The following is a 26,787-nucleotide window of genomic DNA, read 5'->3' on the forward strand; positions in this document are numbered from 1 at the left end:
CTTTTTCTTTGTCATGCCCACTGTAAAAGAAGGAAAAGTCTGCTGGAGGCAAGAGACAAGTAGATTCGAATGCCTTCTGGACTAAAGCGGATATCGATGCCGCTTTTCACACCGATTTGCTTCAGCATTCGGATGACACTTGTCGAATCAGAGCGTTCAGCAGCCTCCATGATGCGCTGCGCAAACGGAAGGGAGCTTGAAATTTGCTGTGTAATGAGTGAAGCATCAGCAACGAGACGGGCTGATTCTTTTGCGGCTCGTTGAAATGAGTGGGCATCAACTGGAGGAAAAGTCATTGGCGTGCGCGGCGGGTATGCGCGGCTCATTGCGGGAATCTGCAAAGCATGATAAGGAACATAGTAAAACACATGGTCACCTCTTCTCTCATTGACGTGAAATTGGACGGATATCTGTTCTAAATGTATGTAGAAAATCAGAATAAAGAATCAAAATGATCTTTCTATCTATGTAATTCCAGCATAAAAATAGGTACTTTTGCGGTCAATTTCGGTGAATGTCGCCAAAAAATTGCGGTGTCCACAATAGCGTCTGTCGTCTGACCTATGACACGCAAAACCGAAGATACAGAGGGGATCGTACGTTCTATTGGAAGAGAAGTGTGACGAATGATGCCTATTCCTGTCGCAAAAATGACGCAATTCCTTTGAAATTGAGATAAAAGTATGATTTGAAAAGTCAGAAAATGATGAAAAAAGACCTATTGAATTTTGCGGTATCACGCACACGTTTTGTGCATACTTTTCGGTGAAAAAATACTCAATTACATTTACACTGTTAGTAACAGATCAAATACTTATGACCCAATCACCATACACAAATACATTGATCTTCCAAAAAAGGAGAGTGGAATCGATGGAAAAGTATGAAATCGAAGAACTTAAACAATTATTATGGAAACTTGAAAACGAAATCAGAGAAACAACGGCTTCTCTTCATAACATTAACAAAAGCATTGATCAATACGACAAATATGAATATGTGAAAATTTCTTAAAGACTTGATAATCATCAAGTCTTTTTTTTATCCAAATACATACAAAAAAAGGATATATTATTATATAATTGTTAAATAGTGATGTCAGTGGACATTTGCTTATGTCTTTTTAGTAAAATAAAAGACGAAAGGGTGAGGTACAAGATCGAGTATGCTAAACTATCTAGAGAATACAAAAATCAAGCAGAATATGTCTGATTTTATTCAACATGCAGTCAGGCAGAATGATTTACAAAAGCTGCTTCTGAAATTTACAGATAGAAAAGAAGAATTTCCTCTTGGTCAATTGGCTTACCAGCATTATGAGGCATTTGGCGGACAAGACAAGCAAGCGATTTCAAAACTGGCAGCAGGGATTGAACTTCTCATTTTATCTGCCGATATATTAGATGATATTGAAGATCAGGACAATGATTCGTATCCTTGGATGAACGTCGACCAAGGAGTGGCCATCAATGCATCTACGTATTTGTATACGGTGAGTATCCAATTCATCACATCCATATGTGAAAATAATCCACAACTAATAGAGAAATTGTTCCATTTCATCAAAATGTCAATGGAAGGGCAGCACGAGGATTTGCGTCATTTGCATGGAACAGAAGAAGAGTGTGTAGAGGTTTTAAGGAAAAAATCAGGATCTTTAACAGCTCTTTCTAGCGTACTGGGTGTTTATTTAGCGACAGGAAAAATAAACGCCACTGTGGAATCTTATTCGATATATTATGGTGTTGCTGAACAGATCAGTAACGATTTTTTTGCGTTATTTTCAAAATCAAACGGAGATTTTCAAAAAAAACAAACGCTGGCATTCAGTTATTTACAAAGACGTTTTAACGATGCCAGTCAAGAGCTTCTTTCCTTCTTTTCTAAGCGGCTGGATGAGTCAGAGCAAAAGCCGTTTCAATTGAAGCAGAAGTTACTTGAAGCTGGTTTGACTCAGTACATGGTATCGATGAGAGAGATTATGCTGTTAAAAATGAAGCAAGGAATTGAACAACTTGATTTACCGGGGACGAAGAAGGAACAATTATGTGCATTTATGACAAAGGAGGGCAATGGTTGAACATTCAAAATGTTATTGCATATTTAGTGAAAAATCCTGGTGTTGTGAATGAATTGGAGTTAGGGAATGCAAATTTAATTCACACAGATGAGCAAACCATGAAAGTAATTATTCAAGGCATTAAAAAAGGGCAAATGTCTGCAGATTATATATGGTACTATAAATGATACTATTCATTTAAAAAATGATTTAAAAGTTCTCCAGTTAAGGATGTTTTATACATGAAGATAACTTATACGAAACTATCTGCTTTTTTGGTTTTTCTGTCTTTTTTATTTGTGATCTATGTTTCATATATTTATGTATTTGATATTTTTAATGGAGCACGTGTAGCGGAGAACAAGAACGGTCAAGCAGAAGTTGTCAAAGTTGAATATCTTTCTTTAGCCTACACATCAGGATTAGAAGAAGGAGATATTATACTTAAAATCAATGGGGAACCTGCTAACAACAAAGATCATTTGATCAATGGTGAGCTTAGGAATGTGCAAAGAATTGATATTCAAAGAGGCAACCAAATGATCACCCTAAAAAATAAGACATTGATTGGTCAAGAAAGTTTATTTGTCTATTTAATTCCTCTTATCCTGTATTCAATTTGTTTATTTTGTATCTTCTTTATCATTCGAATTAACAAAGAGGCCCAACGAAAATCAGCATTCCTTTTAATTTTATTTTTATTAACGATTTGTATCGGATATCTTAGTGCAGGTACTTCAGGTATTGGTGATAGATTTAGCCATTATGTCATCACATTTTGTTTATCAAGTGTATTTATCTTTTATATTCATTTCATTTATCAATATTTCAAAGAGTTTGACCTACATTTAACGACTCAAAAAACGATTCGCTTTTTATATAGTCTTCCTATAATTAATCTAGTAATAGAGTTAATTGTTCCAATTGATTCGGTGATAGCCAGATACATGCCAAGTTTAAATCTTTTATTCTTTTTCGCTTCTATTATCATGTCATTCAAAGTGATTATCAATGGAATGCGGAAATATAAAGAGACAGAGCAGGGGTCTGTTTTAAAGTTTTTTGTCATGATAAATATCATAGCATTTTGTCCATTTATCTTTTTATTTGCAATTCCATATGTTTTGTTTCGTATTTATGTCGTAGATCCCTTTTTCTTAACTTCTTTTGTCTTGCTCATTCCTTTTTCACTGGTGTATCAATTCATGACGAACAAACTTTACAATATGGATTTTTTGATTAGTAGACTGAAATACTATGGATTTCTTGCCATTACACCGACCATTTTTGTTGTTGTCACGTTTTATATTCTGCAAAAACCAGAAGATTTGAAGTACACACTGAAGCTCGCAATAATTACCTATACACTCATGCTGGCTGTTTTCTATTTCAAAGAAATTCTAGATTTCCGTTTTCGTCTGAAGCGTTTTTCAGAGAAGCATAATTACCAGGACAGCGTGTTTAAATTCACGCAGCTTATTCGTGAGGCATCATCACTTCATCAAGTGCTGTATCATTTGAAATACACCATTTTAGAAGTGCTTGTTGTGAATAAAGCCTTTGTGCTTGAGGTGAAGGCTGACGGACAAATTATTGAAATTGATGAATCAACAAATGATAGTAAGCTATGGAAAGAATACGTGGATCAATTTCAAGATATTTTAGGTGAAGTTGGTAAAATCATCGAGCTTGATAAAGGGTTTATGATGAAAATTGGCGAGCGGGGCGGTCACTCGTTTATGATTTGCTGCTTATCCAATATACAGACACCGAAATTGACGCGTGATGAGATTTCTTGGCTGAAAACATTGGCATTTTACACCAGTGTCAGTTTAGAAAATGTCGTCAAGATCGAAGAGTTGATGGAGCATCTTGACGATTTGAAACAGCGCGAGGCCAATCCTGCCTGGCTGAAGAAAATCATGTTTGCCATGGAAGAAAAGCAGCGCTCAGATTTAGCAAGGGATCTTCATGATTCCGTGCTGCAGGACTTGATATCACTAAAAAGACAGTCGGAGATGTTTTTAACGAATTTCCAAAACAATCAATGCCCGACATCTATTGAAAATTCGCTTATCTCATGGAACGATCAAATGTCTAAGGTGATTCAAACGACGAGAGAAACATGTCATGAGCTTCGGCCGCAGCTGCTGTATGATTTAGGTTTAGTAAAGGCGATATCCAAGCTGACTTCTCAAATTCAGGAGGAAGCACCGTTTCATATTAGGCTGAATACGACACGCTTTGATAAAGAATTGGACATTGATATTGATTCACAGCTGAATATTTACCGAATTGTTCAGGAGCTGTTATCCAATGCCCTGAAGCACTCTAAAGCCACTCAAGTGTTAGTGATGCTGATTTGTATTAAAGATCAGGTTGTTCTTCACTATGAGGATGATGGAGTCGGTTTTGATGCAAGTCATCTTGATCAGCACACAATGAGCATGGGGCTTTCGGGAATTAGAGAACGAGTCAAAGCATTAAATGGAAAGCTTCAAATTCACACAGCCCCTGAAAGAGGGCTCAAGGTGAAAATTGAAATGGAATTGTAACGATTTATTAAGGATTAAGACTTGGCATCAGCCAAGTCTTTTATATAAAATGGAAGTGAGTGATTTAAAGGGAGGAAGACATGAAGAAGATATTGGTCATTGATGATCATCCGGCTGTCATGGAAGGGACAAAAAGCATATTAGAATCAGACCAGCAGCTATCAGTCGATTGTTTAAGTCCTGATGCAGAAGCCGCCTTTTTAAAGACGCATGACTTTTCCATCTATGATGTGATTTTAATGGATTTAAATCTCGGGGATATCAATGGAATGGACATTGCGAAACAAATTTTAGAAACCAACCATCAAGTGAAAATTATCATTTATACAGGGTATGAAGTAGATGATTATTTTGAAGAGGCTATTCGGGCTGGATTACACGGTGCAATTAGCAAAACAGAGACGAAAGACAAAATTATTGAATACATACACCGGACATTGCAAGGGGAAGTTGTCATTCAGCTGTCCTATTTAAAGAAATTAATTTCACAGCAGCAAGAAAAGCCAGAACAGGCGCAGCAGACTGATCACGATCTCTTAACCGAACGGGAGTGTTTGATCCTTAGAGAAGTAGAAAAAGGATACACGAACCAAGAGATTGCCGATGTGCTTCATTTGAGCAAACGGTCAATTGAGTACAGCTTGACATCCATCTTTAATAAGCTGAATGTTGGATCTCGTACAGAAGCGGTGTTAATTGCTAAGTCTGAAAGTGTGCTGTAAACGTGTGAAGGGAGAGGGCCTTAATGGATGTGAGCGGATCAAATACACTGCTTGAGGCACTAGGCATTGAGATTGTAGAGTGCAATGTGTCACGATGCGTTGCAACGATGCCAGTCGATCACAGAACAAAACAGCCATTTGGGCTGCTGCACGGAGGAGCATCTGCTGCTCTAGCAGAAACAGTGGCGAGCATGGGGGCTGCGGCTCATTTAGACTTAACGCAGCAAGTTTGCTCAGGTATTGAAATCAATGCCAATCATTTAAAATCTGTACGCGATGGAGTTGTGACAGCGACAGCTGTTCCTGTACATGTAGGACGGCGTACAATGGTATTTCAAATCGATATAAAAGATGATCGAGACCGGCACATCTGTACGTCAAGATGCACACTTGCTGTCATTGATCGCATATAAAAAAGCTCCCGGTGCAGCGGAAGCTTTTTTTATATGAGGTTGAGCGAAAAAAAGAATGGCCCAACATGGCAGGCCATTCTTTTTCGCTTTTTATAAATAAGAATCTTCTTTTCGCTTAATCACAAAGTTACGGAAACCGCCATAATCATCTTGGACACTGCGTTTGTCGAGCTTAACACCAGTATTGTAGGCGGCTCTTCCGATTAAGTGTGCGCCGACTGGTGCTGTCAGGAAGATGAATACGATGCCGAGAAGGATTTTTGCAGAAATAACGCCTGCAAGAAACCATTCGTGAAAAAACACACCTACTAAAATCAGAACAACGCCAAGGGTCGATGCTTTTGATGCAGCATGCATTCGTGTGTAAACATCCGGCAGGCGAAGGACACCAATGGCTGAAATCAAACAGAGGATAGCGCCTAGCAGGATAAAGAAAATCACGATGGCTTTAGCGATGACGATCATTTTCAATCACTTCCCCTTTCTCAAGGAATTTGGAAAAAGCGACAGTACCGATAAAGGCAAGGATGCCGAGCAGTAAAATAATCTCAAAGAATGCAGTGGTTTTCAGTAAAATTGAAACGATGGCTGTCATCCCAATTAAATTGATTCCTATCGCATCAAGCGCACTCACACGATCAGGAATAGAGGGACCTTTGATCACTCGTATTACAAAAAGCAAGGTAGACAGCGCAAGAATGCCAAGTGAAATTTGCAAAATGAGTTCCATTACTTACCGCTCACCTCCTGAATCGCTTTTTCAAATGAAACCCGGATATCATGAATGGCTTTTTCAGCATCTTCAATATCCATCGCATGAATGTATAAAATGGAACGATCATCGGAAATATCAATCACTAGTGTACCTGGTGTCAATGTAATCATATTGGACAGTATGGTGATTTCCCAATCTGTTTTCAAATCCGTGCGAAAGGCGAAAATACCGGGCTTAATCTTGAGCTTTGGAGATAATACAGTCTTTAATACACTTAAATTGGCAAGAAGCAGCTCGCGAATAAAAATGATGATAAGTTTGAAAATCGCATAAAGGGCATAGCCGTAAAAACGCTGCGGGAAAAATCGACGCAGCATAAAAATGGCGATCATCCCTAATGCAAAACCTGATACAAAGTCTGCGGCTCTGTATGTATCATTCATAAACATCCATGTAAAGGCGAGGAGAGCGTTTAGTAATATTTGAAAGGCCATGTTCATCTACTCCTTCAGCACAGCTTGAATATATTTTTCTGGTGTAGAGAGCATTTCCGCTGCTTGATTGATATAAGGGGCAATGAACTCTGTCCCTAACCCAATGGCAAGCGATAAGACGACAAGCAGTACGCCAGGGTACACCATTCCTTTAATTGACGGCTTTCTTCTTCGCATATCCTGTTCCTCACCCCAAAATGCGGACATGAAAATCTTCATAATAGAGTAGAGGACAAGGAGACTGGACAGTAAGACCAGGATAGAAAACGTCATGTGTCCAGCAGAAAATCCACCTTCCACAATTTTTAGTTTTCCAACAAAGCCACTCAGCGGCGGAATTCCTGCCAGCGATAAAGCCGAAATGAAAAACATCCATCCTAATAGAGGCTGGGATTGAATCAGTCCGCCCATTTTTTTTAGTTGATTTGTACCAGCATACACAAAGAGGGCACCTGCCAGCATAAATAAAGCACCTTTGATCACCATGTCGTGAATGAGATAATAAATGGCACCTTGGAGTGATGCAGGTGTGTTGGCTGCAAATCCAAACAAAATGACCCCAACAGCTGTGACAATGTTATAAATCACGATCTTCTGAACGTCAGAATAGGCGATCGAGCCTATCACACCGAATATCACTGTCAGTGCGGCAAGCCACGCCATGAGTGTATGGGTAAAGCCTATATCGTGTATAAAAATTAATGTAAAGACTCTGGCAATCGCATATAAGCCAACCTTTGTGAGCAAAGCCCCAAATAGAGCTGAAATCGCTGCTGGCGGCGCGTGATAAGATCCTGGCAGCCAGAAATAAAGCGGGAAGATCCCAGCTTTTAAGCCGAATACAATGAGGAACAGAATGGAAATAACAGTGATTAACCCTGTTTGCCCTGATTCAGCTATTTTCACACTTAAATCAGCCATATTGAGCGTACCCGTCACTGCATATAAACAGGCGACTCCGACAATAAATAATGCCGACGAGATGATATTAAACACAATATATTTGAGTGATTCACGAAGCTGAGGCTTTGATCCGCCTAATACAATGAGCATATAAGATGCCATCAGCAGTAATTCAAAGAATACAAATAGGTTGAAAATATCTCCCGTTAAAAAGGCTCCGCTCACGCCAGCTAATAAAAACTGTACGCCAGAATAATAGAAGAGCCGCTCTCTTTCTTTCCCAATCGTTTGAAAGGAGAAGAGGACTGTCACAAGCCCGACAACGGAAGCGGTCAGCACAAGGAGTGCAGCAAATTGATCGGCCACAAGGGCAATCCCAAATGGCGCTTTCCATCCGCCTAAATAAAGGGTTTGTATCCCATTTGTGAAAATCGTTTGAACCAAATATGCATTACATATAATGGCTGAAAGAGATGTTAAGACACTAAAGACTCTTGACAGCATGATGTTTTTATTCATAAAGATCAATAGTGTAGCAGCTAGTAATGGAATTAAAATAGGCAGGATCACGAGATTATTCATGCTGATCATTTCCTCTCATTTGATCCATGTCATCTGTTCGCAGCTCTTGGAAGGCACGGAAGGCCATGACAAGTAATAAGGATGTCACACCAAAAGCAATGACAATGGCTGTTAAAATTAATGCTTGTGGCAATGGATCCACATAGGATGTGAGCCCCTCTTTTAGAACTGGAGGTGCTCCCTTTTTTAAGCCGCCCATTGTTAAAAGAAGCAAGTGGACGCCGTGACTCAAAACAGCAGTACCGACGATGACCCGCAGAAGGCTCTTTGACAGCATCAAATAGGTCGCCGCCATAAAAATAATTCCGACGATAATAGACATTAGAAATTCCATTATTCCTTCTCTCCAATCATTTGAATAATGGTCATGGTGACACCGACAACAACCAAATACACACCGATATCAAACAGGACGGCTGTCGCCAGTTCTGTTTTCCCTAAAAACGGTAATTGGAAATAATCAAATGCATGGGATAGAAAAGGTGCACCGAATAGAAAGGATCCCATACCTGTCAGGATCGCAACGAGCAAACCGGCTCCAGTTACATAAATAAAGTCAAATGGCAAAATGCGTCTTACTGTCTTCAGATCATAGGCTAAAAGAAGAAGAACGAAAGCCGCAGCACTCATCAGGCCGCCTATGAATCCGCCGCCAGGATTGTTATGTCCCGCAAGAAATAGGTGAAGGGAGAAAAGCAAGATGATGAATGCTGTTATTTTTGTTGTGACTTGCAAAAGCATATCATTCGTATCAACCTTTCTCATCGCCGCACACCTCTCTTCCGTTTTGCTTGTGTTTTTAATAACCCATAAATACCAAGTGCTGCAATGGCGAGCACGGTAATTTCAAAGAGGGTATCAAAGCCCCTGAAATCTACAAGAATGACATTGACAATATTGTCACCGCCAGCAAGTTTGTAGCTGTTCTCAATAAAGTAAGTTGAGATAGTGTCAATTGACTGCTGACTTGTGGAAGCAAAAGCTAGACAAGTGACAACAACCCCAACACCTAATGAAATGATGAAATTGGTCATTTTGAACCTTCTCGTTTTTTGCTTTAAGCTCAGCTTCGGCAAATGATAGAAGCAAAGCAAAAACAGTGCGACAGAAATAGTTTCAATAATCAGCTGCGTCAGCGCAAGGTCAGGTGCTCTGAAAATCACGAAGAATAATGACAGCGTGTAACCCATGACACCTAGAGCAATAATAGCTGTTAATCGTGAGCTTGCGAATACAGTTGCAATCGTCGCCGCCACCATTACAAGTGAAAGAATCACCTCATACGTGCCAATTGAGGCAGCCTGATCTGTTTGAAATGAAAAGGCCTGCTGATAAAACATCACGCCGCCAATGACGATAATCATGAACCCAAACACATAGACAAGATAGTCACGAAGAAAACCAGTCATATAACTGTTTGTCAGGCGGTATGAACCTTTTTCCAAACCGATAAGAGAGCGGTCGTATAAAGCGTTAAATGACCACTTTTCCTTAAAGATGTTGTACATTGGACGCCATTTTGAAAGCGTCAAGTAACCGATTGTGCCGAGTACAACAACACCTATTGTCATATAGAGCTCTGGCTGGAAGCCATGCCATGCTTTAATTTTCACAGAAAAACGGCTTCCTGTTTCAATCGCTTCAGGAATGATCGCCGCAATTGCGGGTTCGATGACAGAATAGGCAAGGATATTAGGGAAAAAGAAGAAGGTGACCACAAGTGCAGCCAGAATGATTGGCGGAATGAGCATGCCGATCGGTGCTTCATGCGGTTTTTTCTCCAATTGGTCTATATTTAGACGGCCTCTAAAAGTTTTAAAGAGGAGCATCATACTATAAATGAACGTAAAGACGCTAGCGAGCCAAGCGAGTGTCGGGAAGATGGCACCCCATGTTGAAACGTCCGTAAAGCTGATATCAGAAATCCGTCTCATACTTGTGAAAAATAGCTCTTTACTTAAGAAACCGTTAAATGGCGGTAATCCGGCCATTGAAAATGTACCGATTAACGTAATGGTGAAGGTAATCGGCATGATCGTCATTAATCCGCCTAATTTCCGAATGTCACGAGTTCCTGTTTCATGATCGATAATACCAGCTGCCATAAAGAGACTGCCTTTAAACGTAGCATGGTTAATGAGATGAAAAATAGCTGCAAGAACGGCTGCGCCAAAAAAGGCAGGATTGTTTTCATGAATTGCAGCTGCGCCGACGCCAAGCATGAGCATAATCATGCCGAGCTGACTCACTGTCGAATAGGCCAGAATGGCTTTCAAATCGTTTTGCCGGACGGCGTGGAATGATCCCCAGAATAATGTGACAAGTCCCACGATGGAAATGGTCCAGAACCATACCTCTGATATAGCAAAGATTGGACTGAAGCGGGCAACAAGATAAATACCGGCTTTCACCATCGTAGCAGAATGCAGATAACTGCTCACAGGGGTCGGTGCTTCCATTGCATCAGGCAGCCAGATATAGAATGGAAACTGCGCTGATTTCGTAAACGCACCTAGTAAGATTAGGATCATGGCAGGGAGAAAGTAAGGTGATGCCATAATGAGCTGAAGCTGATTGACTGCTTCTCGAATACTGAATGAATCAGTAATCAGGTAAATGAGGATGAAGCCACCAAGCATAGCTAATCCGCCAAAAACAGTAATAAGCAGTGATTTCGTTGCTCCATACCTAGAGCGCTCCCGCTTATACCAATACCCAATTAAGAGGAAGGAAGAGATACTCGTTAACTCCCAAAACAAGTATAAAACCACCATGTTGTCAGAAAGAACGACACCCAGCATCGCGGTCATAAACATGAGCAAATACGTGTAGAAAGAGCCAAGCTGTTCTTTTTCCTTTGATAAGTAGAAAATACTGTACAGCACCACAAGTGAGCCGATACCTGTAATTAATAAAGCAAATAACAGGCTGAGACCATCGACATACACAGTGAAATTCATCCCTAAAGATGGAATCCATTCAGCCTGTGAGAAAAGCGTTCGTCCATTCGAAGTGATGTGTAACATTTGGATGAAATAGGTAAATAAAAGAATCGGCAAGATGAGAACAAACCATCCTGTATGTATACGTCTCACATATTTGTAAAGGAAAGGTACAACAAAAGCGAGTAAAAAAGGTGATAGGATGGCGAAGTGAATAAGCTGCAAAAAAATGAACCTCCTTTGATCAATATAAATTCACGTTCTAAAGAACTGGTAATTAAAATTATAGCGTAAATACAGCCATAGTGCATTGGTTTGAAACGATTTCAAGCAAACTGTATTTGTTTTAAGTTCTTTTGACCACAAAAATAATTTTATCAAAAATGATACTCATTGTATATTGTTTTGTTTTTCGTACATGCTTTTCTTAAAGGAGCTGATCAAATGAAACGAAAGATCGCCATCAGCTTAAGCCTATTCTGCACGATTTTAGGAGGAGCATTCTTGATTGACCGAAATGATCAAAAAAGGTGGCAGGCCGGGAGTGAATGGCCGCTGTTTTCTGAGCATCTTCTTCACATGAGCTATCAAGAAACCAAGCTGTATCCTTTTCAGCCAAGGGAATATATACGAATTGTATTAGCTGATGAATAAGATCCTATAGGAGAAAAGAAATATAAAAAAAGCATGGGCTCATGTGAATGCCCATGCTTTTTTGTGTGAATGTTTAACTAAACATTCTGAGTAAGATCGTTGCACAGATGACAGTTGCTGCTCCGCCAAGTCGTGTAGATACTTGGGCGAAAGGCATAAGACCCATTCTTCCAGAAGCTGAAAGAATTGCAACGTCACCAGTACCGCCAAGTCCGCTGTGACAGCCAGTGACAATAGCAGATTCTACTGGATACATGTTCATTAGTTTTCCAACGAAGTAACCAGAACCAACCATTGCGAGTACAACAGCGATACATACGCATACGAAAGGAATTGAGATGACAGTTGCTACATCATCAAGTGGAATGTATAGAATACCAAGACCAACCATTAGCGGCCATGTAAAGCTTCTAGATACAAACTTGTAGAACTGCTGTGAGCCGTTTTGAAGATGCTGAGGCATCACGTTTAAGTATTTGATTAAAGCAGCAAGAACAATCATTAAGATTGGACCAGGAATATGAACAAAGCTTTCTAACAAACCACCAAAGATGAAGGTTGTACAAGCAACGAGTACACCAGCACCCATTAAACCGAAATCAACTTTTGCATCCATATCTGGTTGTTCGAAAATTTCGTTTGCTTCTTTAGATTTCACAAGACGGCCATTCCCGTTCAGTTCAGGACGTTTCTCACCAAGCTTCTTCATTGCACCAGCACAGATAATGGCAATGACGTTCCCAATGACAGCCGCAGGAATTAATTGAGAAATTAATGACTCTGCTGATACACCAAGAATTTGTGAATAAGCGATAGATAATGGCAAAATCCCTTCTCCAACACCACCGGCAATAATCGGTACAATAATAAAGAAGAATGAATGATGCGGTGTGTAACCAACTAAAAGGCCCACAAGGATACCAGCACTCACAGCTGCAATTGTACCTGCAACTAGAGGGACAAACATACGAATAAGGCCTTGTACTAAAACAGTTCGCTGCATCCCAAGAATACTACCTACTACAAGAGCAGAAATATAGAAGTAAAGGAAGTTCGACGTTTTCATAAGAGACGTAACCGCTTCCAATGAGTTCGGATTCAGAACATTAAAAAAGACCAGGAACGATGGTACGAATAAAGAAAGAATCGCCGGTCCACCAATATCTTTTAAGATTGGAATACGTTGTCCTACATCTCCAAGGAAAATCCCCAAAATCATAATAACAGCGAAACCACCAAGCATATTTGCTGGAATTTTATTAAAATAAGCGGCAGTTAAAATAATCGCTGCAAGTACTAAATACACAGGTAGATCAATAACACCAATTTTCCAAGACATGATCTTACGGAAAACGCTTTTATTATTGTCAGAATCGTCTGTAATCGATTTCAATTGTTGTGCATTAGCCACATAAACACCCCCAAATGCTATTTGTCTCAATTGTAGAAGATTCTGTGACACTCATCTATTTATTAAACTAAAATAAGTGTAATAAAAGTAAAATAAACAGGAGTTTTTGAGTTTTTTATCATACAAAAATCCCCTGAAGGTAGTTTGTCCTTCAGGGGATTGATCATACATCGTATTTATCGTTTTCCTTTTAAATAAGGTGTACCAAGTGCTTTCGGTGCATCAGCACGTCCGATGAAGCCAGTAAGTGCTAAGATGGTGAGCACATATGGTGCTATAAGCATATATACATTCGGTATATCTTGGAACAGCGGCAGGAGAGAACCAATGATGCTTAAGCTTTGAGCAAATCCAAAGAATAAAGCAGCTCCCATTGCGCCAAATGGATGCCATTTACCGAATACAAGCGCAGCTAGTGCGATGAAGCCTTGTCCAGTAATGGTGGCATGGGAGAAATCAAGCGCGATCGTTGAGGCATAAACAGCCCCGCCAAGACCGCCAAACAGTCCACTAATGAAGACAGCGATATAACGCATCCGGTACACTTTGATTCCCATTGTATCTGCTGCCATTGGATGCTCTCCGACTGCACGAAGACGAAGACCAAATGGCATTTTAAATAAAACAAACCATGCAACAACCGCAAGGGCTAAAGCAAGTATGGACGTATAATAAACATCTTTAAAGAAAATATCACCAATGATCGGAATGTCACTTAGAAGGGGAATATCTCCTTTATAGAAAGGCTCTGTAATTTTATCAGTTTGTGCTTTTCCGTAAATCAGTTTTACGACAAACAATGTAGCGCCAAGTGCCAGCATGTTAATGGCCACACCACTGACCGTTTGATCAGCTCGGAAGGTAATGGTCGCAACTGCATGAATCAGTGAGAACAATCCGCCAACGGCCATTCCGACGAGAAGCCCAATCCACGGGGTCAAGGCTCCAAACGTATCAGCAAAAAATAAGTTAAAGATAATACTGGAAAATGCTCCGACGACCATCAAACCTTCAAGACCGATATTGACAACACCTGATCTTTCTGAAAAGACGCCTCCAAGAGCGGTTAAAATAAGTGGTGCAGCATAAACAAGTGTAGCTGGGACGATGATTTCAAGTATTTGCAGAAATCCCACTTATTTTCCCCCCTTTTTCTTCATTTGTTGAATCACAAGACGAATAATATAGCTTGAGGCGACGAAAAGAATGATGATCGCAATGACAATATCAACAACCTCAGTCGGTACGCCTGATTCAAGCGGCATATTTAATGCACCGACCTTCAATCCACCAAGCAATAATGCAGCAAGGACAACACCAACAGCCGTATTTCCACCTAATAAAGCGACGGCAATTCCATCAAAACCTACGCCTGTAAACGAGCCTTTAATAGAGGCATATTCAAATGTACCAAGGCCTTCCATAGCGCCTGCAAGACCTGCAAAAGCTCCTGAAATGAGCATCGCATAAATGATATTGCGGCGAACGTTCATGCCAGCATACTGTGATGCCTGCTGATTCATTCCAACAGCCCGTAACTCAAACCCTTTAGAAGTTTTTTGAATAATGACCCACATCACGACGGCCGCAATAATGGCAACAAAAATACCGTTATGCATCCGGGAGAAATCAGTGATCTGCTCAAAAAATCCAGAGCGAAGAGATGCAGTGGCATCGATTTTATCTGTTTTATCTTTATTATCTGTTAAGACATTTGAGATTAAATAGTTTGTGACATGAAGGGCAATGTAGTTCATCATAATGGTGACGATGACCTCATGCACATAAAAACGAGCTTTTAAAAATCCAGGAATAAAGCCCCATAAAGCACCTGCAGCAGCTGCGGTAATGAGTGCAAGAGGCAGATGAATATACATAGGTGCATGGACAGTTGTTCCAATCCATACAGCAGCTACCCAGCCAACAAGCATTTGACCTTCGACACCGATATTAAACAGGCCTGTCCGAAATGCAAAGGCAACAGCAAGACCTGATAAAATATAAGGTGTCACTTGCCTGATGGTTTCTCCCATATAATAGGTTTCACCGAAAACGCCATTCCAAAGGGCGCCATAGCCTTCGATGACACTATAACCGCTTGCCAGCATAATAATGGCCCCAACCAAAAGACCAAGTACAATGGCTATAAGCGGAATCAGCAGATTTGTTAAGCGATTAGACATTTGCTTCTTTCCCCACTTCCTGTTGCGTACTTCCAGCCATTAATAGGCCAAGCTCTTGCTCTGTTGTTTCTTTTGGATCAACAATGGCCACAATGCTGCCTTCGAAAATGACAGCGATCTTATCACTGACATTGATAATTTCATCAAGCTCAAAGGAGATGAGCAAAACGGCTTTGCCAGAGTCTCTTTGCTCAATGAGACGTTTATGAACAAATTCAATCGCACCAACATCAAGTCCTCGTGTTGGCTGAGCGGCAATTAATAAATCAGGATTGCGGTCAACTTCACGGCCGATAATAGCTTTTTGCTGGTTACCGCCTGATAGGGCGCGCGCTTCTGTATATTCACTCGGTGTTCTAACGTCATATTCCGCAATGATTCGTTTTGCCTTTTGATAAATATTCTTCATATTCAATAAGCCGAATTTTGAATAAGGACGCTGATAATACGTTTGTAAGGAAATGTTTTCTCCAATTGAAAAATCGAGTACAAGTCCATGTTTATGACGATCCTGAGGAATATGCCCAATCCCAGATTCGGTCACTTTACGAGGCGGGAGATTTTGAATGGCTTTCCCGTTTAGCATGATCGTGCCAGATTCTGATTTTTTTAGCCCTGTAATGGCTTCAATTAATTCAGACTGGCCATTGCCGTCTACCCCAGCAATTCCAACAATTTCGCCAGCCTTCACTGAGAGGTTCAATTGTTTGACCGCTTCAATTCCTCTGGCGTCTTTTACTGTGAGGTCTTGAATTTGAAGAACTTCCTCAGCAGGAGAAGCAGCTTTTTTGTCTGTTTTAAATGACACTTCACGGCCAACCATGAGGCTTGCAAGTTCGTCTTTATTTGTGCTTTCCACATCAAGTGTACGAATGCCTTGGCCTTTTCGGATAATGGTCACGCGATGACATGCATCCATAATTTCTTTCAGCTTATGGGTGATTAAAATAATGGATTTGCCTTCATTGATTAAGTTTTTCATGATTTGTATGAGTTCTTTGATTTCTTGAGGTGTTAAAACGGCCGTTGGTTCGTCGAAGATCAAAATGTCAGCGCCGCGGTAAAGTGTTTTTAAGATTTCTGCACGCTGCTGCATACCGACAGAGATGTCAGATACTTTTGCGGCAGGATCTATTTTCAAACCATAGCGGTCAGAAAGCTCTTGTACTTGCTGTATGGCTTGTTCTTTGTCAATCTTTCCAAACTTCTTTGGCTCTTTACCTAAAATGATGTTTTCAGCGACAGTAAAGGTATCGACAAGCATAAAGTGCTGATGCACCATTCCGATGCCTAAATCACTAGCATCGTTTGGACTAGAGATGGTCACAGGTTTTCCGTGTACCTTGATTTCACCTTTTTCAGGCTGGTACAGTCCGAAAAGCACGTTCATGAGCGTTGATTTTCCAGCGCCGTTTTCACCAAGCAGCGCATGAATTTCGCCCTTTTTTAGCTGCAGCGTAATGTTGTCGTTTGCTACAATGCCAGGGAATTCTTTGCGTATATTCAACATTTCAATGACATAATCCACAGGTTTAACCGCTCCTTTTTTAGGGTGCTGATGAAGATAAAAACTAGCAAAAGAAAAGCTGCAAAACGAGGCTGCAGCTTTTCTTTTACCACCTTTTACGAATAAAGAGGAGGTAAAGGAGAGGCAAGGGGATAAGGCGCGCTTATCCCGATGCTCAAATTAAGCTTTAAAATCTTTTAATTCATCACGTGTTGCAGGGATTTTGATTTCGCCCTTGATGATTTTTTGTTTCCATTCTTCCACTTTCTTTAATACATCTTTATCAAGGTTTTCCTTAGATGGAGAGATGTCAAGAGCGCCTTCTTTCAGACCGTATGTGATCACTTCGCCGCCAGGGAACTTACCATCTTTTGCTTTCGTTGTTAAGTCTTGTACCGCTGTGTCTACTTTCTTAACCATAGAAGTAAGAGTGACACTTTGTTTTGTTCCAGGTACTTTTCCTTCGTCATACTGGTCTTTATCTACACCGATGACCCAAACTTTACGGTTAGGATCTGCTTTTTTCAGGTTTTTCGCTTCTGTGAAGACACCAGTTCCAGTGCCGCCAGCAGCATGATAGATGATGTCGACGCCAGATTTGTACATGCTTTCAGCTGTTGCTTTACCGATGTCAGCCTTATCGAATGCACCAGCATATTTCACTTCAACTTTTGCTTTTGGGTTCGCTGCTTCAACACCTGCGCGGAAACCGACTTCGAATTTTCTGACTAATTCAGAATCAACGCCGCCGACAAAACCAATTTTGTTTGATTTTGTAGAAAGAGCAGCCGCAACACCCACAAGGAATGATCCTTCGTTTTCGTTAAACACAATGCTGGCTACGTTGTCTTTCTTCACGACTGCATCAACGATAGCAAAGTGGTTTTTCTTACGTTGATCCGCAATTTCAGAAATAGCATCTTCCATTAAGAAACCAATTCCGTAAATCAGGTCGAATTTCTCACGAGCAAGTGTGTTTAAGTTTGTTGTATAGTCAGCATCTGATTTAGATTGTAAGTAATCAAAGCCGTTTTTACCTTTTTTTAGATTGTTGTCTTTCCCAAATGCTTGTAAACCTTCCCAAGCTGATTGGTTAAACGATTTGTCATCGACACCACCGACATCAGTTACCATTGCAACAGTGAATTGATCTTTATCTTTTTTGCTTTCACCGCTGTTTGAGCCAGAGTTGCCGCATGCTCCAAGGATGGTTCCTGCTGCTACGACTAAGGACAATGCTAGTCCAATTTTGCGCTTCTTCAAAACATAACCCCCTATAAAATTTAAAAGTTTCAGAAAAGTCTCGCGAAAAAAGACCGATCTATCTTCTTCTCACCCTAAAGAGGGTATTTTATCCTGCTTTCTCGTGAAACTTATGGAGGACAGGAGAGAAGATGTAAGACATCAGACTTATATCTCGTTGAACTAATCAATCATAATTTATCATTTCCGATCGAATAAATAAATAGAAATTTGTTTTATTTTTAAAAAAATGTTAAATGGCTTTATTTGATGTCTTTTTATCTGCTGAAATATGATATAATGCCGCTTTTGTGATGTGCTCCGCTACAGCAGAACCACTGATATCAAGGGGTTTGTTACATCGTATGCCATAAAAAAACATCTGGCCTTTGTGAAAGGTCAGATGTAGTATTTTAAAGGTATTGCTGAATCAAATTCATATTGCTCGTGTTCAGTTTATATTGGAAAACAGGACGTCCAATTGTCCCATAAGCCATTTCAACATCCACCACTTCGATGTCCTCAAGGAATTTCAAGTATTTTCTAATGGAGACTTGAGAGATTTCTGTATGATTGGCTAGGTCTTCGGTCGTGAAAGCCTGTTGACCGAATGATTGAATGCTTGTCCAGATGAGTTTAAGTGTGCTTTTGGTCAGTCCTTTTGGCAGAAGGACTTTTTCTGCCTCTGCTTTTTTATGAAAAAGCTTCGCATCTAAATCATTTTGCGAAATGCTGTTCATGGATTGATACAGGGCGTGTTTCCGTTTATACTCTGCCAGTGCTGATTGGAATCGTTCGAACTCAAAAGGTTTGATTAAATAATCAACCGCTCCGTTTCGCATCGTTTGCTGAACAACGTCCACTTCATTTGCAGCCGAAATGACAATGACATCAACGGCATGATTTTGCTGGCGAATTTCTGTTAGTAATGCCAGCCCATTTTGTCCAGGCATATAAATATCGAGCAGTACGAGGTGTATGACTTCTGTTTTTAACAATTCAAGTGCCTGCTGAAAGGAGGTGGCAATCCCCTTTAACTCAAAGCCGTCGATTTGGGTCAGGTAGCGTTTGTTCAGCTCCCCAACCATTGGATCATCTTCTACTATTAACACATTAATCATGTGAATCCTCCTTTTGTTTATATGGAATGCGGAGACTAAAGGTCGTTCCTTCTCCTTTTTCACTCGTGACAATCATATGTCCGTTCAATTTCTTAATGCTTTGGTCAACAAAGTAGAGTCCGAACCCTCGGTCTTCTCCTTTAGTTGAAAAACCTTGATCAAACATGATGTCTTGTTCTTCTTTTGTGAGACCAACACCTGTGTCCGTGATTTCAATGTGAAGCTGCTCCTGGACGTATCTGAAGGAGATCGAGATGTTTTTTGTCTCAGTATGTGAAACCGCATCGAGTGCGTTATTTAACAAGTTGCCAATCACGGTAATGAGGTCATGCGTCACTGCCGGATCCTCCGTATTTGGCACTTGTGTGCTGCAAATAACCTCCAAGGCAGCGCCTTGTTCCCTGATATAGCTTTGTTTTCCTAGTAAAAATCCTGCTAAAACAGAGTTTTTCACATGGTTGATAATTTCATTTGTTTCCGTTTGCTGATAAATTGCAATATCTTTGATATAAGTGCCAAGGTCATCGTAGTTTTTGAGCTGGACCAAACCTAAAATGACATGAAGCTTGTTCATAAATTCATGTGACTGGGCACGGAGGGCATTCGCATACATTTTGACCCCGCTAAGCTGCTCAGCCAGGTGTTTGACTTCTGTTTTGTCGCGGAAGGTGGCGATGGCCCCGACAATCTCATCATTTACTGTAATTGGTACTTCATTAAAAACGAGCTCCAGTCCATTCATTCTCACGTCACGATCAAGCAGCGGCTTGCGTGTTTTAATGACCTGTTTTAAGCCGCTTGAAGGGAGGAGAGTTTGAACATCTTGTTCTCTAGGATCAACCATAATGCCCATATTATGAAAGAGACGTTTTGCCTCTGCATTGGCCAGCTTGATTTTACCGTGCTGATCGACGGCAAGAATCCCTTCTTTTGTTGATTCTAGCATGGCACTTCGTTCTTTTAACAATGTGGCAATCTCATCCGGCTCAAGTCCAAACATAATCTTCTTCACTTTTCTTGCCACAATGAGTGCCCCGATGATGCCAGATAGAAGGCTGAGTGATGTGACGAAGTAGAGTGGAAGTAAGCTTTGATGAATAATCAAGTCAATTTCCTTTAACGTAATCCCTACGGCCACAGCCCCGAGCTGCTTACCATTTTGATCATAAACAGGAACAAAAGCACGCATGGATCTGCCGAGTGTTCCAGAAGCCGTACTAATATGTTCTTTTCCCTGTAATGCTGCTTTTTCATCACCGCCGGCAAACCGTTTCCCAATCTTCTGCGGATTCGGGTGTGTTTTACGGATACCGTTCATATCCATGACGACAACGAATTCGGTTTTGGTGATTTGCTGAACATTTGTTGTATATTTTCGTAATGCTGAATATGAATGATCTTCTAATGATTGTGCTGTGATCGGTGCCTCTGCGACCATTTTGGCAGTAGAGAGAGCAATGTCACGCTCCTGCTGATGAATGTTCTTGGCTGTTTCCGACCATATCGTAAAGAATGTGATACAAAGGGAGATCAGGACAACGATACACACAAAGATCGTCAGCCGAGTTTGCAGTCTTAAAGTTTTTTTCACGAGTATACCCCTAACGAACGATTTTTTCGTAACAGTAATACTTTAACGGGAAAATGTAAGTTTGTGAAGGAATGTACGTGCAAAATCATAAATTTGATTTTGCTGTCAGTTTACTTTGAAAGCATCTTGTCAATCCGTTTTAAGTGAGCCATAATAAATGTGAGCTTATGAGAAAGGAACTATTTATGAAAAATACATATTTGACTGGATATTTTCCGCTGATTTCAATTTTACTATTCAGCTCTGCTTTTTCGATTTTTACAGTAGGTATCACAACTGATTTCTTGACTCAAGCAGGTATTTTAAAAGGAATGCTGGAGTTTTTCTCAGAACAGGGCATCCGTCTTGCTCTGTTTGCCGCTTTTGCACTTGTTTATTTTATGATCTTATCTGCCTTAAAACTGATTGCAGATACGGTATTAGAGCTGGCGTTACTCTTTTTCGCTAAGGACCCTGAAGGGGAGAACTTAAAGAAAATTCGGATTGCATCCGTTGTTTATTTATTTGCCAGCTTACTTGCATTTCTGTTGACGCAGCAGCTCATTCTGCTAGTCGGACTTTTTGCATTAGCAAGTCTTGTCTATTTTATCTGGGTTGTGGTTCGCATTTATCAATCGCTTAATATGCTGAATTTGATTGGATTTATGATGTTTATTCTGCTGTTTTGGGCGACGTTTTTGATCGGTATTTTGTACTTATTTATTAAGCTTTATAACAGTGTGATGGCAAGTCTGCCTTCGTAAGCAGACAAAGAAAGCATCCTCCTATCATTGGAGGATGCTTTTTTTTATGAAAGAAACCGCTTTTGAATATCGGGTGTAGGCATCATACAAGATGTTTTTTGACCAAACCATTTGTAGCGATTTTTTGCAATCAGCTCATAAAACCAATCACGGATTGGGCGAGGTATGGCAAGGAGTAAAAAGCTCCATCTGTAGATCCCTTTTAAATGCCGCGCGGCTTTTAAGATGCCTGTTGACTTCGTATAAAGTGTTCCTTTTTCAATATAAATGAAAGAATTGAACTCTTCTAAAGGCAAACCGTTTTCCTTTAAAATACGCTGTCCTGTATCTGATTGTAATGAAGCGAACATCATCCGTTCTTTCGGATCGCGCTTAATCACAAATTGAACAGCGCCGCTGCACACGTTGCAGACACCGTCAAATAAAATTAAATGGGGTGGATGTGTTGAATGCATCGCAATCAAACCTCCTGTTTATCTGGCGTATTGCATCGTATTTTTCCAAATACGTAAGTGCGGGCTTGAACGATAAATCGATTCAACCGTTCCTCTATCTCTTCCGACCCAGACACCCATTGTGTACTGATCTGTCAGTCCCACAAACCAAATATCTTTGTAGTCATTGGATGTCCCTGTTTTACCACCGATGTAAGGGGCATTGAAATTCGCTTTTTTCCCTGTTCCACTTTTTACAACGGAGGAAAGCAGCTTACGCATCGTTTCATTTGTCCGCTGAGAATATACTTGCTTTGGCGACTCTTTCCACTTGTATAGGGTCTTGCCGTTTAAGTCTGTCACTTTTGTGATCGAATGACTTTGTGTGTAGGCTCCTTGGTTGCCAAAAACGGTGTACGCATCTGTTATTTCTAGCGGTGAGAAGCCTTTCGTAAATCCGCCAAGTGCAGAAGGAAGGCGGTAATCATCTGCTACGATATGCTCGAATGAGAACTTCTCTAAATAGCTGAAGCCTTTTTTGACACCTACTGTATCCAGCATTCGGATCGCAGGGGTATTGTAAGAATTTTTAAAGGCTGTTTCAAGTGTGACTGTTCCATACGTTTTATGATTATAGTTCTGCGGACAGTATCCGCTGCTGCAAAACTTGCCGGCACTGATAGTGCTTGAAGCCGTTGCACCGGTTTGATCAATATAAGGCGCATAGTCTAAAAGCGGCTTAATCGCAGAACCAGGCTGTCTTTGCGCTTGATAAGCATAGTTGAAATCAAATTTCTTATAGTTTTTCCCGCCAGCAAGTGCAACAATTTGATGCGTTTCATGATTAATGACGGCTGATCCGCCTTCGACCCCTTGGTAAGGCAATTGAGCATTGAGCTGATAGACAGCTCTTTGCTGTAAGGAAGGGTCAAGCGCCGTATAAATCTTCACGCCATCCTGGAGCAGAGCACTGACCTTTTCAGATAATTCTTTTTGAATCGCCTTTTTTGCTTCAGCCGTTTTGGCCTTCTTCAATCGTTTTGTAAAGCCCTCCTGATCAGACACAAGATCGGTAAACTCTTCATTGGCATATGTCACATAGTCAGGATAAAGGTTTTTCTTTTCACTTAAGGATAGGCTGATTTTTTCTTTAACGGCTTTTTTGTATTGCTTTTTGGTGATGACGCCATCTTTCTTCAAAATACCAAGCAGCCGTTCTTGGCGTTTCTTTGTGTGCTTGAACTGTTTTAATGGGTCATACAGTGTTGGGTTGTTTGGAATAGCAGAGATAAATGCCATTTGTGCGAGTGTTAAAGAACTAAGCGGCTTATCAAAATAGTAATTAGCCGCAGAACCGACACCGTAAACACCATTACTGAAATAAATCGTATTTAAATAGCTTTCGAGAATTTCATCTTTCGAGAATTTCCGCTCAAGTTCATAGGAATAGAGCAGCTCTGTAAACTTTCGGCTGAACGAACGTTCATGGCTTAAATACAAGTTGCGGGACAGCTGCTGTGTGATTGTACTCGCTCCTTGGCTGATGCCGTGGTTTTTGACATTTGCAGCAAGGGCACGAACCACCCCCATAAAGTCAATGCCTTTATGGTCATAAAAGTTACGGTCCTCTGAACGGAGGAACAGCTCCTTCACAGGTTCAGGAATTTTATCGTATTTCACGAACACTCGGTTCTCATCGTTTGAGACGATCTCGGAGATGAGGGAACCATCCCGGTCATACATATAACTGTTTTGGGAAAAATCTATCTTTTCCAGCTTGATTTTTTGATCAAGCACTTCGTTAACAGGCTTTACACTTGCAGCTTCTTCCTTTGATAGATAAAAAGTCAGAGCAAATAATGGGATGAGGGCAGCAAGTAATAACCAACCAATGATTGCACGAAACATGAGGTCACTCACTTTCTTCAATTTTCTAGCCATATCGTACCATTCTTTTGCGGATACGAGAAGGTTATTTTTAGAAAAGAATGGGCGTGAAGTCTAGTGAATAAGGCTTTTCCGCAAGAAAAAAGAGTATCTGAAGATGATCAGACACTCCTTTCGTTTGTCTTCGCATGCGAGCGGACCGCCCATAAAAATAACGCGCCAAACAGAAAAATGCCGGCAGTGACATAAAAGACAGCTGGAATCCCGTAATGACTCGCCACAATGCCCCCGATCACCGGACCAACGACATTCCCAAGAAAGCGGAAGCTGACATTGTATCCGAGCACTTCCCCTTGCATAGAAGCAGGTGCTTTGATCCGAATATACGCCGTCGTACACGGAATAATCCCACCAAGTGCCATCCCGTATAGAAAACGGAAAATGACTAACATCACGTACGAATCCGCCATTGCTTGCGGGATGAATAAAATAGAGGAGAGGATGAGAAGGGCAAGCAGCACCTTGTCGTGACCAATTCGATCTCCGAGATCTCCCCATTTTCGCGTAAACAGCAAATTGCCAAGTCCAGTTGCAGAAAATGCAAGCCCCGCATAAAAAGCGAGATTGACAGGACCATGTAAATCATGAATGTATAAAGCCAAAAGCGGCTGAATGCTAAAGTTTCCTACTTGTGTAATAAACGTTAAAAGCATCGTGACTACAAGTAAAGGCTGTTTGAAAATGTGAAAGAGTACATCCTTCCGTGAGTAAGAAACACGCTTTGCTTCTTTTGACCGGATCGGCTGTTCCTTCACTCCGAAGATAATCACAATAGCTGACACATAAATGACAGCCGCTGTGAGGAAAAACGTATAAATAAATCCGACGCTGTCTGCCATGAATCCGCCCATTAATGGACCAAACAATCCTCCGGCGACATTACTCATCTGCATCGTTCCAAGGGTTTTACCGGCAGTTGCCTTTTCGGTCTGTGCAGAAATCAGTGCCATTGAAGTCGAGATAAAGCCTGTGACAAGCCCCATGAAGAGCCTTAGTGCGAATAGCTGATACACGGTGTGCACAAGCCCCATTAATAGAATACTTGTGGCGATGCCAATTCCATTAATTAGTAAAATTTTTTTATAGCCATGCCGGTCGCCAATCCGCCCCCAGATCGGAGAGATCAGGAAGGCCGTTAAAAACGTGACTCCAAAGACATAGCCGCTCCATCTTTGAACAAATTCATTTGAATAGCTGCTATCAAGAGATTCTATGTAAAGTGATAAAAAAGGGACGATCATTGTAATGCTCGCTGATACAAAAAAGTTCACAAACCACATGATGTACAAGTTTTTCTTCCTGTTTGTGATAGAGACCACCTTCTTTATTTATTTCGTGTTCCTTAATAATTATAAAGGAAAATAAACGATCTTTCATCAGATGAATAGGTTGGGCGTAGTGAATCTGCATTATTTTCACGAAAATGAAGTGATTTCAAGGTCCATCTTAATATAATGGTATGAGAATGAAAACTGACGAAAAAGAGAGGTGAGACTGGTGGAACAGAAGACGGTGCTTGTGGTCGATTTTGAATTTACGATGCCTGATGGAAAATATCATCCACAAAACTTTTTTCCTGAAATTATTGAAGCTGGGGTAGTGAAAGCAGCAGATGAAACGATCATAGACACATTCTCTAGCTACGTCAAACCGAAAAAGTTCCCGAAGCTGACGAAGCGCTGTAAATCTTTCCTCGGAATTACGCAGCAGGATGTAGAGAGCGGGATTTCTTTTGAGGCGTTTATCGAGAAGCTCTTATCACTTGATGGGGGAGAGAATTGTGAGATTATTACGTGGGGCAACATGGACATGAAGGTATTGAAGCAAAATTGTATGCTCAATCACATTGCCTTTCCTTTTAAGGGGAAGCTGAGGGATCTTGCCTTTGAATATAAAACCTTTTTTGGTGACCGCACACTGACAGGGCTTCGAAAAGCGGCAAAGGAATACGGCAGTGAAGGAGCTGGTAAGCATCATAAAGCACTCGATGATGCCATGACGACTTATCAGCTGTTAACCCTTTTTGAAAAAGACAGAGCCTATGTGGAAAATCCGCAAACAACCAAAATTGGTGAGCTGATCGATTTCTCACATTTTTTTGATTCGGCTGATTAGCGGACGTCTTCTGGAAAATAATCTTTCTCAAGAGAGGATAGGCACGCTCTTGATTTTTCAGCCCATTTGGAATCATCCGCACGGAGTGCTTGTTTCAATTTTTCTACAGCTTCTTTCAGTGACACTTCATAATCAGGTATATCGCCATCATAAGGCTTCACCATATGATGAGGGATATTTGTCTGTTCTCTATAGGCCAAAGCCCGCCTCTCCTGAAAAAAAGGCACGTCTGCTTCTTTCGGATGATGCAGGTCGCCTTGAGTGGGATGTGTCAGAACGGCTTTTACTTGAACGAGATAGGTCGATGGTTTCACTGCTGTTACTTCCCCAACGTATACACCTGTTTTATAAAAACCTTTCACAACTTGTCCAATTTGAATGTCTGTCATGTGAAATTCCTCCATTTCCTTCTCATAGGAAGGTATTTCATTTCTTTTAGCCAATATAGTGAAGT

28 protein-coding genes are annotated in these 26,787 nt (G+C 40.8%); 9 read left to right on the top strand and 19 right to left on the bottom strand.

Annotation, left to right across the window (positions count from 1 at the left end):
* Positions 1–11 precede the first annotated feature (11 nt).
* On the bottom strand, positions 12–368 hold the full coding sequence (locus V6Z54_RS11590) for an inner spore coat protein (protein WP_269102381.1): 357 nt from the start codon (positions 366–368) through the stop codon (positions 12–14).
* 505 nt (positions 369–873) lie between these two features.
* Here V6Z54_RS11590 and degQ point away from each other — a divergent pair.
* The 6 genes from degQ to V6Z54_RS11620 all read left to right on the top strand — a co-directional run bounded on the left by degQ (position 874) and on the right by V6Z54_RS11620 (position 5,749).
* A complete protein-coding gene (degQ, locus tag V6Z54_RS11595) occupies positions 874–1,014 on the top strand; it encodes a degradation enzyme regulation protein DegQ (RefSeq protein WP_003213123.1) in 141 nt (46 codons plus the stop codon).
* 151 nt (positions 1,015–1,165) lie between these two features.
* Positions 1,166–2,080 carry a polyprenyl synthetase family protein gene (locus tag V6Z54_RS11600; RefSeq protein ID WP_073979079.1) on the top strand — a complete coding sequence of 305 codons (915 nt, stop codon included), beginning with the start codon at positions 1,166–1,168 and terminating at the stop codon, positions 2,078–2,080.
* On the top strand, positions 2,077–2,247 hold the full coding sequence (comX, locus tag V6Z54_RS11605; protein ID WP_073979080.1) for a competence pheromone ComX: 171 nt from the start codon (positions 2,077–2,079) through the stop codon (positions 2,245–2,247). Before V6Z54_RS11600 ends, comX begins: the two co-directional genes overlap by 4 nt.
* 54 nt (positions 2,248–2,301) lie before the next feature.
* Positions 2,302–4,614: an ATP-binding protein gene (locus V6Z54_RS11610; RefSeq protein WP_041088467.1), complete on the top strand. Its 2,313-nt coding sequence runs from the start codon at positions 2,302–2,304 to the stop codon at positions 4,612–4,614.
* 80 nt (positions 4,615–4,694) lie between these two features.
* Entirely contained in the window at positions 4,695–5,336 is a 642-nt protein-coding gene (locus V6Z54_RS11615) for a response regulator transcription factor (RefSeq protein WP_024423322.1), read from the top strand.
* Positions 5,337–5,359: 23 nt separating this feature from the next.
* On the top strand, positions 5,360–5,749 hold the full coding sequence (locus tag V6Z54_RS11620; RefSeq protein WP_041088470.1) for a hotdog fold thioesterase: 390 nt from the start codon (positions 5,360–5,362) through the stop codon (positions 5,747–5,749).
* A 90-nt stretch (positions 5,750–5,839) separates the two neighbouring features.
* On the opposite strand, the gene mnhG is transcribed toward V6Z54_RS11620, so the two are convergent.
* The 7 genes from mnhG to V6Z54_RS11655 are packed head-to-tail and all read right to left on the bottom strand — an operon-like array spanning position 5,840 to position 11,610.
* Positions 5,840–6,214, bottom strand: coding sequence for a monovalent cation/H(+) antiporter subunit G (gene mnhG, locus V6Z54_RS11625; RefSeq protein WP_024423320.1), 375 nt, complete (start codon positions 6,212–6,214; stop codon positions 5,840–5,842).
* Complete coding sequence (locus V6Z54_RS11630; RefSeq protein WP_039181117.1) at positions 6,198–6,479, bottom strand: Na(+)/H(+) antiporter subunit F1; 282 nt, start codon at positions 6,477–6,479, stop codon at positions 6,198–6,200. The genes mnhG and V6Z54_RS11630 overlap by 17 nt, the downstream gene beginning before the upstream one ends.
* Positions 6,479–6,958, bottom strand: a complete 480-nt coding sequence (locus V6Z54_RS11635; protein WP_024423318.1) for a Na+/H+ antiporter subunit E — start codon at positions 6,956–6,958, stop codon at positions 6,479–6,481. Before V6Z54_RS11635 ends, V6Z54_RS11630 begins: the two co-directional genes overlap by 1 nt.
* Positions 6,959–6,964: 6 nt before the next feature.
* Entirely contained in the window at positions 6,965–8,443 is a 1,479-nt protein-coding gene (locus tag V6Z54_RS11640) for a Na+/H+ antiporter subunit D (RefSeq protein WP_338527345.1), read from the bottom strand.
* A complete protein-coding gene (locus tag V6Z54_RS11645; RefSeq protein ID WP_024423316.1) occupies positions 8,436–8,777 on the bottom strand; it encodes a Na(+)/H(+) antiporter subunit C in 342 nt (113 codons plus the stop codon). The genes V6Z54_RS11640 and V6Z54_RS11645 overlap by 8 nt, the downstream gene beginning before the upstream one ends.
* Complete coding sequence (locus V6Z54_RS11650) at positions 8,777–9,208, bottom strand: Na(+)/H(+) antiporter subunit B (protein ID WP_041088475.1); 432 nt, start codon at positions 9,206–9,208, stop codon at positions 8,777–8,779. Before V6Z54_RS11650 ends, V6Z54_RS11645 begins: the two co-directional genes overlap by 1 nt.
* Positions 9,205–11,610 carry a Na+/H+ antiporter subunit A gene (locus tag V6Z54_RS11655; protein WP_338527346.1) on the bottom strand — a complete coding sequence of 802 codons (2,406 nt, stop codon included), beginning with the start codon at positions 11,608–11,610 and terminating at the stop codon, positions 9,205–9,207. The genes V6Z54_RS11650 and V6Z54_RS11655 overlap by 4 nt, the downstream gene beginning before the upstream one ends.
* A gap of 219 nt (positions 11,611–11,829) precedes the next feature.
* Here V6Z54_RS11655 and V6Z54_RS11660 point away from each other — a divergent pair, with 219 nt between their 5' ends.
* Positions 11,830–12,039: a hypothetical protein gene (locus V6Z54_RS11660; RefSeq protein WP_041088479.1), complete on the top strand. Its 210-nt coding sequence runs from the start codon at positions 11,830–11,832 to the stop codon at positions 12,037–12,039.
* Positions 12,040–12,112: 73 nt separating this feature from the next.
* Here V6Z54_RS11660 and V6Z54_RS11665 read toward each other — a convergent pair whose 3' ends face one another.
* The 7 genes from V6Z54_RS11665 to malK form a co-directional block, all read right to left on the bottom strand.
* Positions 12,113–13,450 (bottom strand): 2-hydroxycarboxylate transporter family protein, encoded by a 1,338-nt coding sequence (locus V6Z54_RS11665; protein WP_047203307.1) that lies wholly within the window; start codon positions 13,448–13,450, stop codon positions 12,113–12,115.
* A 176-nt stretch (positions 13,451–13,626) separates the two neighbouring features.
* Complete coding sequence (locus tag V6Z54_RS11670) at positions 13,627–14,586, bottom strand: ABC transporter permease (RefSeq protein ID WP_041088483.1); 960 nt, start codon at positions 14,584–14,586, stop codon at positions 13,627–13,629.
* On the bottom strand, positions 14,587–15,633 hold the full coding sequence (locus tag V6Z54_RS11675) for an ABC transporter permease (protein ID WP_039181102.1): 1,047 nt from the start codon (positions 15,631–15,633) through the stop codon (positions 14,587–14,589).
* Positions 15,626–17,161, bottom strand: a complete 1,536-nt coding sequence (locus V6Z54_RS11680) for an ABC transporter ATP-binding protein (RefSeq protein ID WP_039181099.1) — start codon at positions 17,159–17,161, stop codon at positions 15,626–15,628. The genes V6Z54_RS11675 and V6Z54_RS11680 overlap by 8 nt, the downstream gene beginning before the upstream one ends.
* Positions 17,162–17,320: 159 nt before the next feature.
* Positions 17,321–18,403, bottom strand: coding sequence for a BMP family protein (locus V6Z54_RS11685; protein ID WP_041088485.1), 1,083 nt, complete (start codon positions 18,401–18,403; stop codon positions 17,321–17,323).
* A 392-nt stretch (positions 18,404–18,795) separates the two neighbouring features.
* Positions 18,796–19,503: a response regulator gene (locus V6Z54_RS11690; protein WP_073979083.1), complete on the bottom strand. Its 708-nt coding sequence runs from the start codon at positions 19,501–19,503 to the stop codon at positions 18,796–18,798.
* Entirely contained in the window at positions 19,496–21,094 is a 1,599-nt protein-coding gene (gene malK / locus V6Z54_RS11695) for a malate sensor histidine kinase MalK (RefSeq protein WP_073979084.1), read from the bottom strand. Before malK ends, V6Z54_RS11690 begins: the two co-directional genes overlap by 8 nt.
* Positions 21,095–21,279: 185 nt before the next feature.
* Here malK and V6Z54_RS11700 point away from each other — a divergent pair, with 185 nt between their 5' ends.
* Positions 21,280–21,837 carry a YufK family protein gene (locus V6Z54_RS11700; protein WP_039181089.1) on the top strand — a complete coding sequence of 186 codons (558 nt, stop codon included), beginning with the start codon at positions 21,280–21,282 and terminating at the stop codon, positions 21,835–21,837.
* Positions 21,838–21,881: 44 nt separating this feature from the next.
* Here the strand turns inward: V6Z54_RS11700 and V6Z54_RS11705 are convergent, their stop codons facing one another.
* The 3 genes from V6Z54_RS11705 to V6Z54_RS11715 form a co-directional block, all read right to left on the bottom strand.
* Positions 21,882–22,292, bottom strand: coding sequence for a thiol-disulfide oxidoreductase DCC family protein (locus V6Z54_RS11705; RefSeq protein ID WP_099663615.1), 411 nt, complete (start codon positions 22,290–22,292; stop codon positions 21,882–21,884).
* A gap of 18 nt (positions 22,293–22,310) precedes the next feature.
* The gene (locus V6Z54_RS11710) at positions 22,311–24,212 is read right to left on the bottom strand and encodes a transglycosylase domain-containing protein (RefSeq protein WP_047203301.1); all 1,902 of its coding nucleotides are present in this window, start codon (positions 24,210–24,212) and stop codon (positions 22,311–22,313) included.
* A gap of 107 nt (positions 24,213–24,319) precedes the next feature.
* Positions 24,320–25,498, bottom strand: coding sequence for an MFS transporter (locus tag V6Z54_RS11715; protein WP_220396373.1), 1,179 nt, complete (start codon positions 25,496–25,498; stop codon positions 24,320–24,322).
* Positions 25,499–25,715: 217 nt separating this feature from the next.
* Between V6Z54_RS11715 and kapD the strand changes: the two genes are divergently transcribed.
* Positions 25,716–26,333, top strand: a complete 618-nt coding sequence (kapD, locus tag V6Z54_RS11720) for a 3'-5' exonuclease KapD (protein ID WP_041088492.1) — start codon at positions 25,716–25,718, stop codon at positions 26,331–26,333.
* Here kapD and V6Z54_RS11725 read toward each other — a convergent pair.
* Positions 26,330–26,722, bottom strand: coding sequence for a kinase-associated lipoprotein B (locus V6Z54_RS11725; RefSeq protein ID WP_075611849.1), 393 nt, complete (start codon positions 26,720–26,722; stop codon positions 26,330–26,332). The two genes, kapD and V6Z54_RS11725, sit on opposite strands and share 4 nt — an antisense overlap.
* Positions 26,723–26,787: the final 65 nt, after the last annotated feature.

It is taken from the genome of Bacillus sp. MAG717A, assembly GCF_036884855.1.
Lineage (GTDB): Bacteria > Bacillota > Bacilli > Bacillales > Bacillaceae > Bacillus > Bacillus safensis.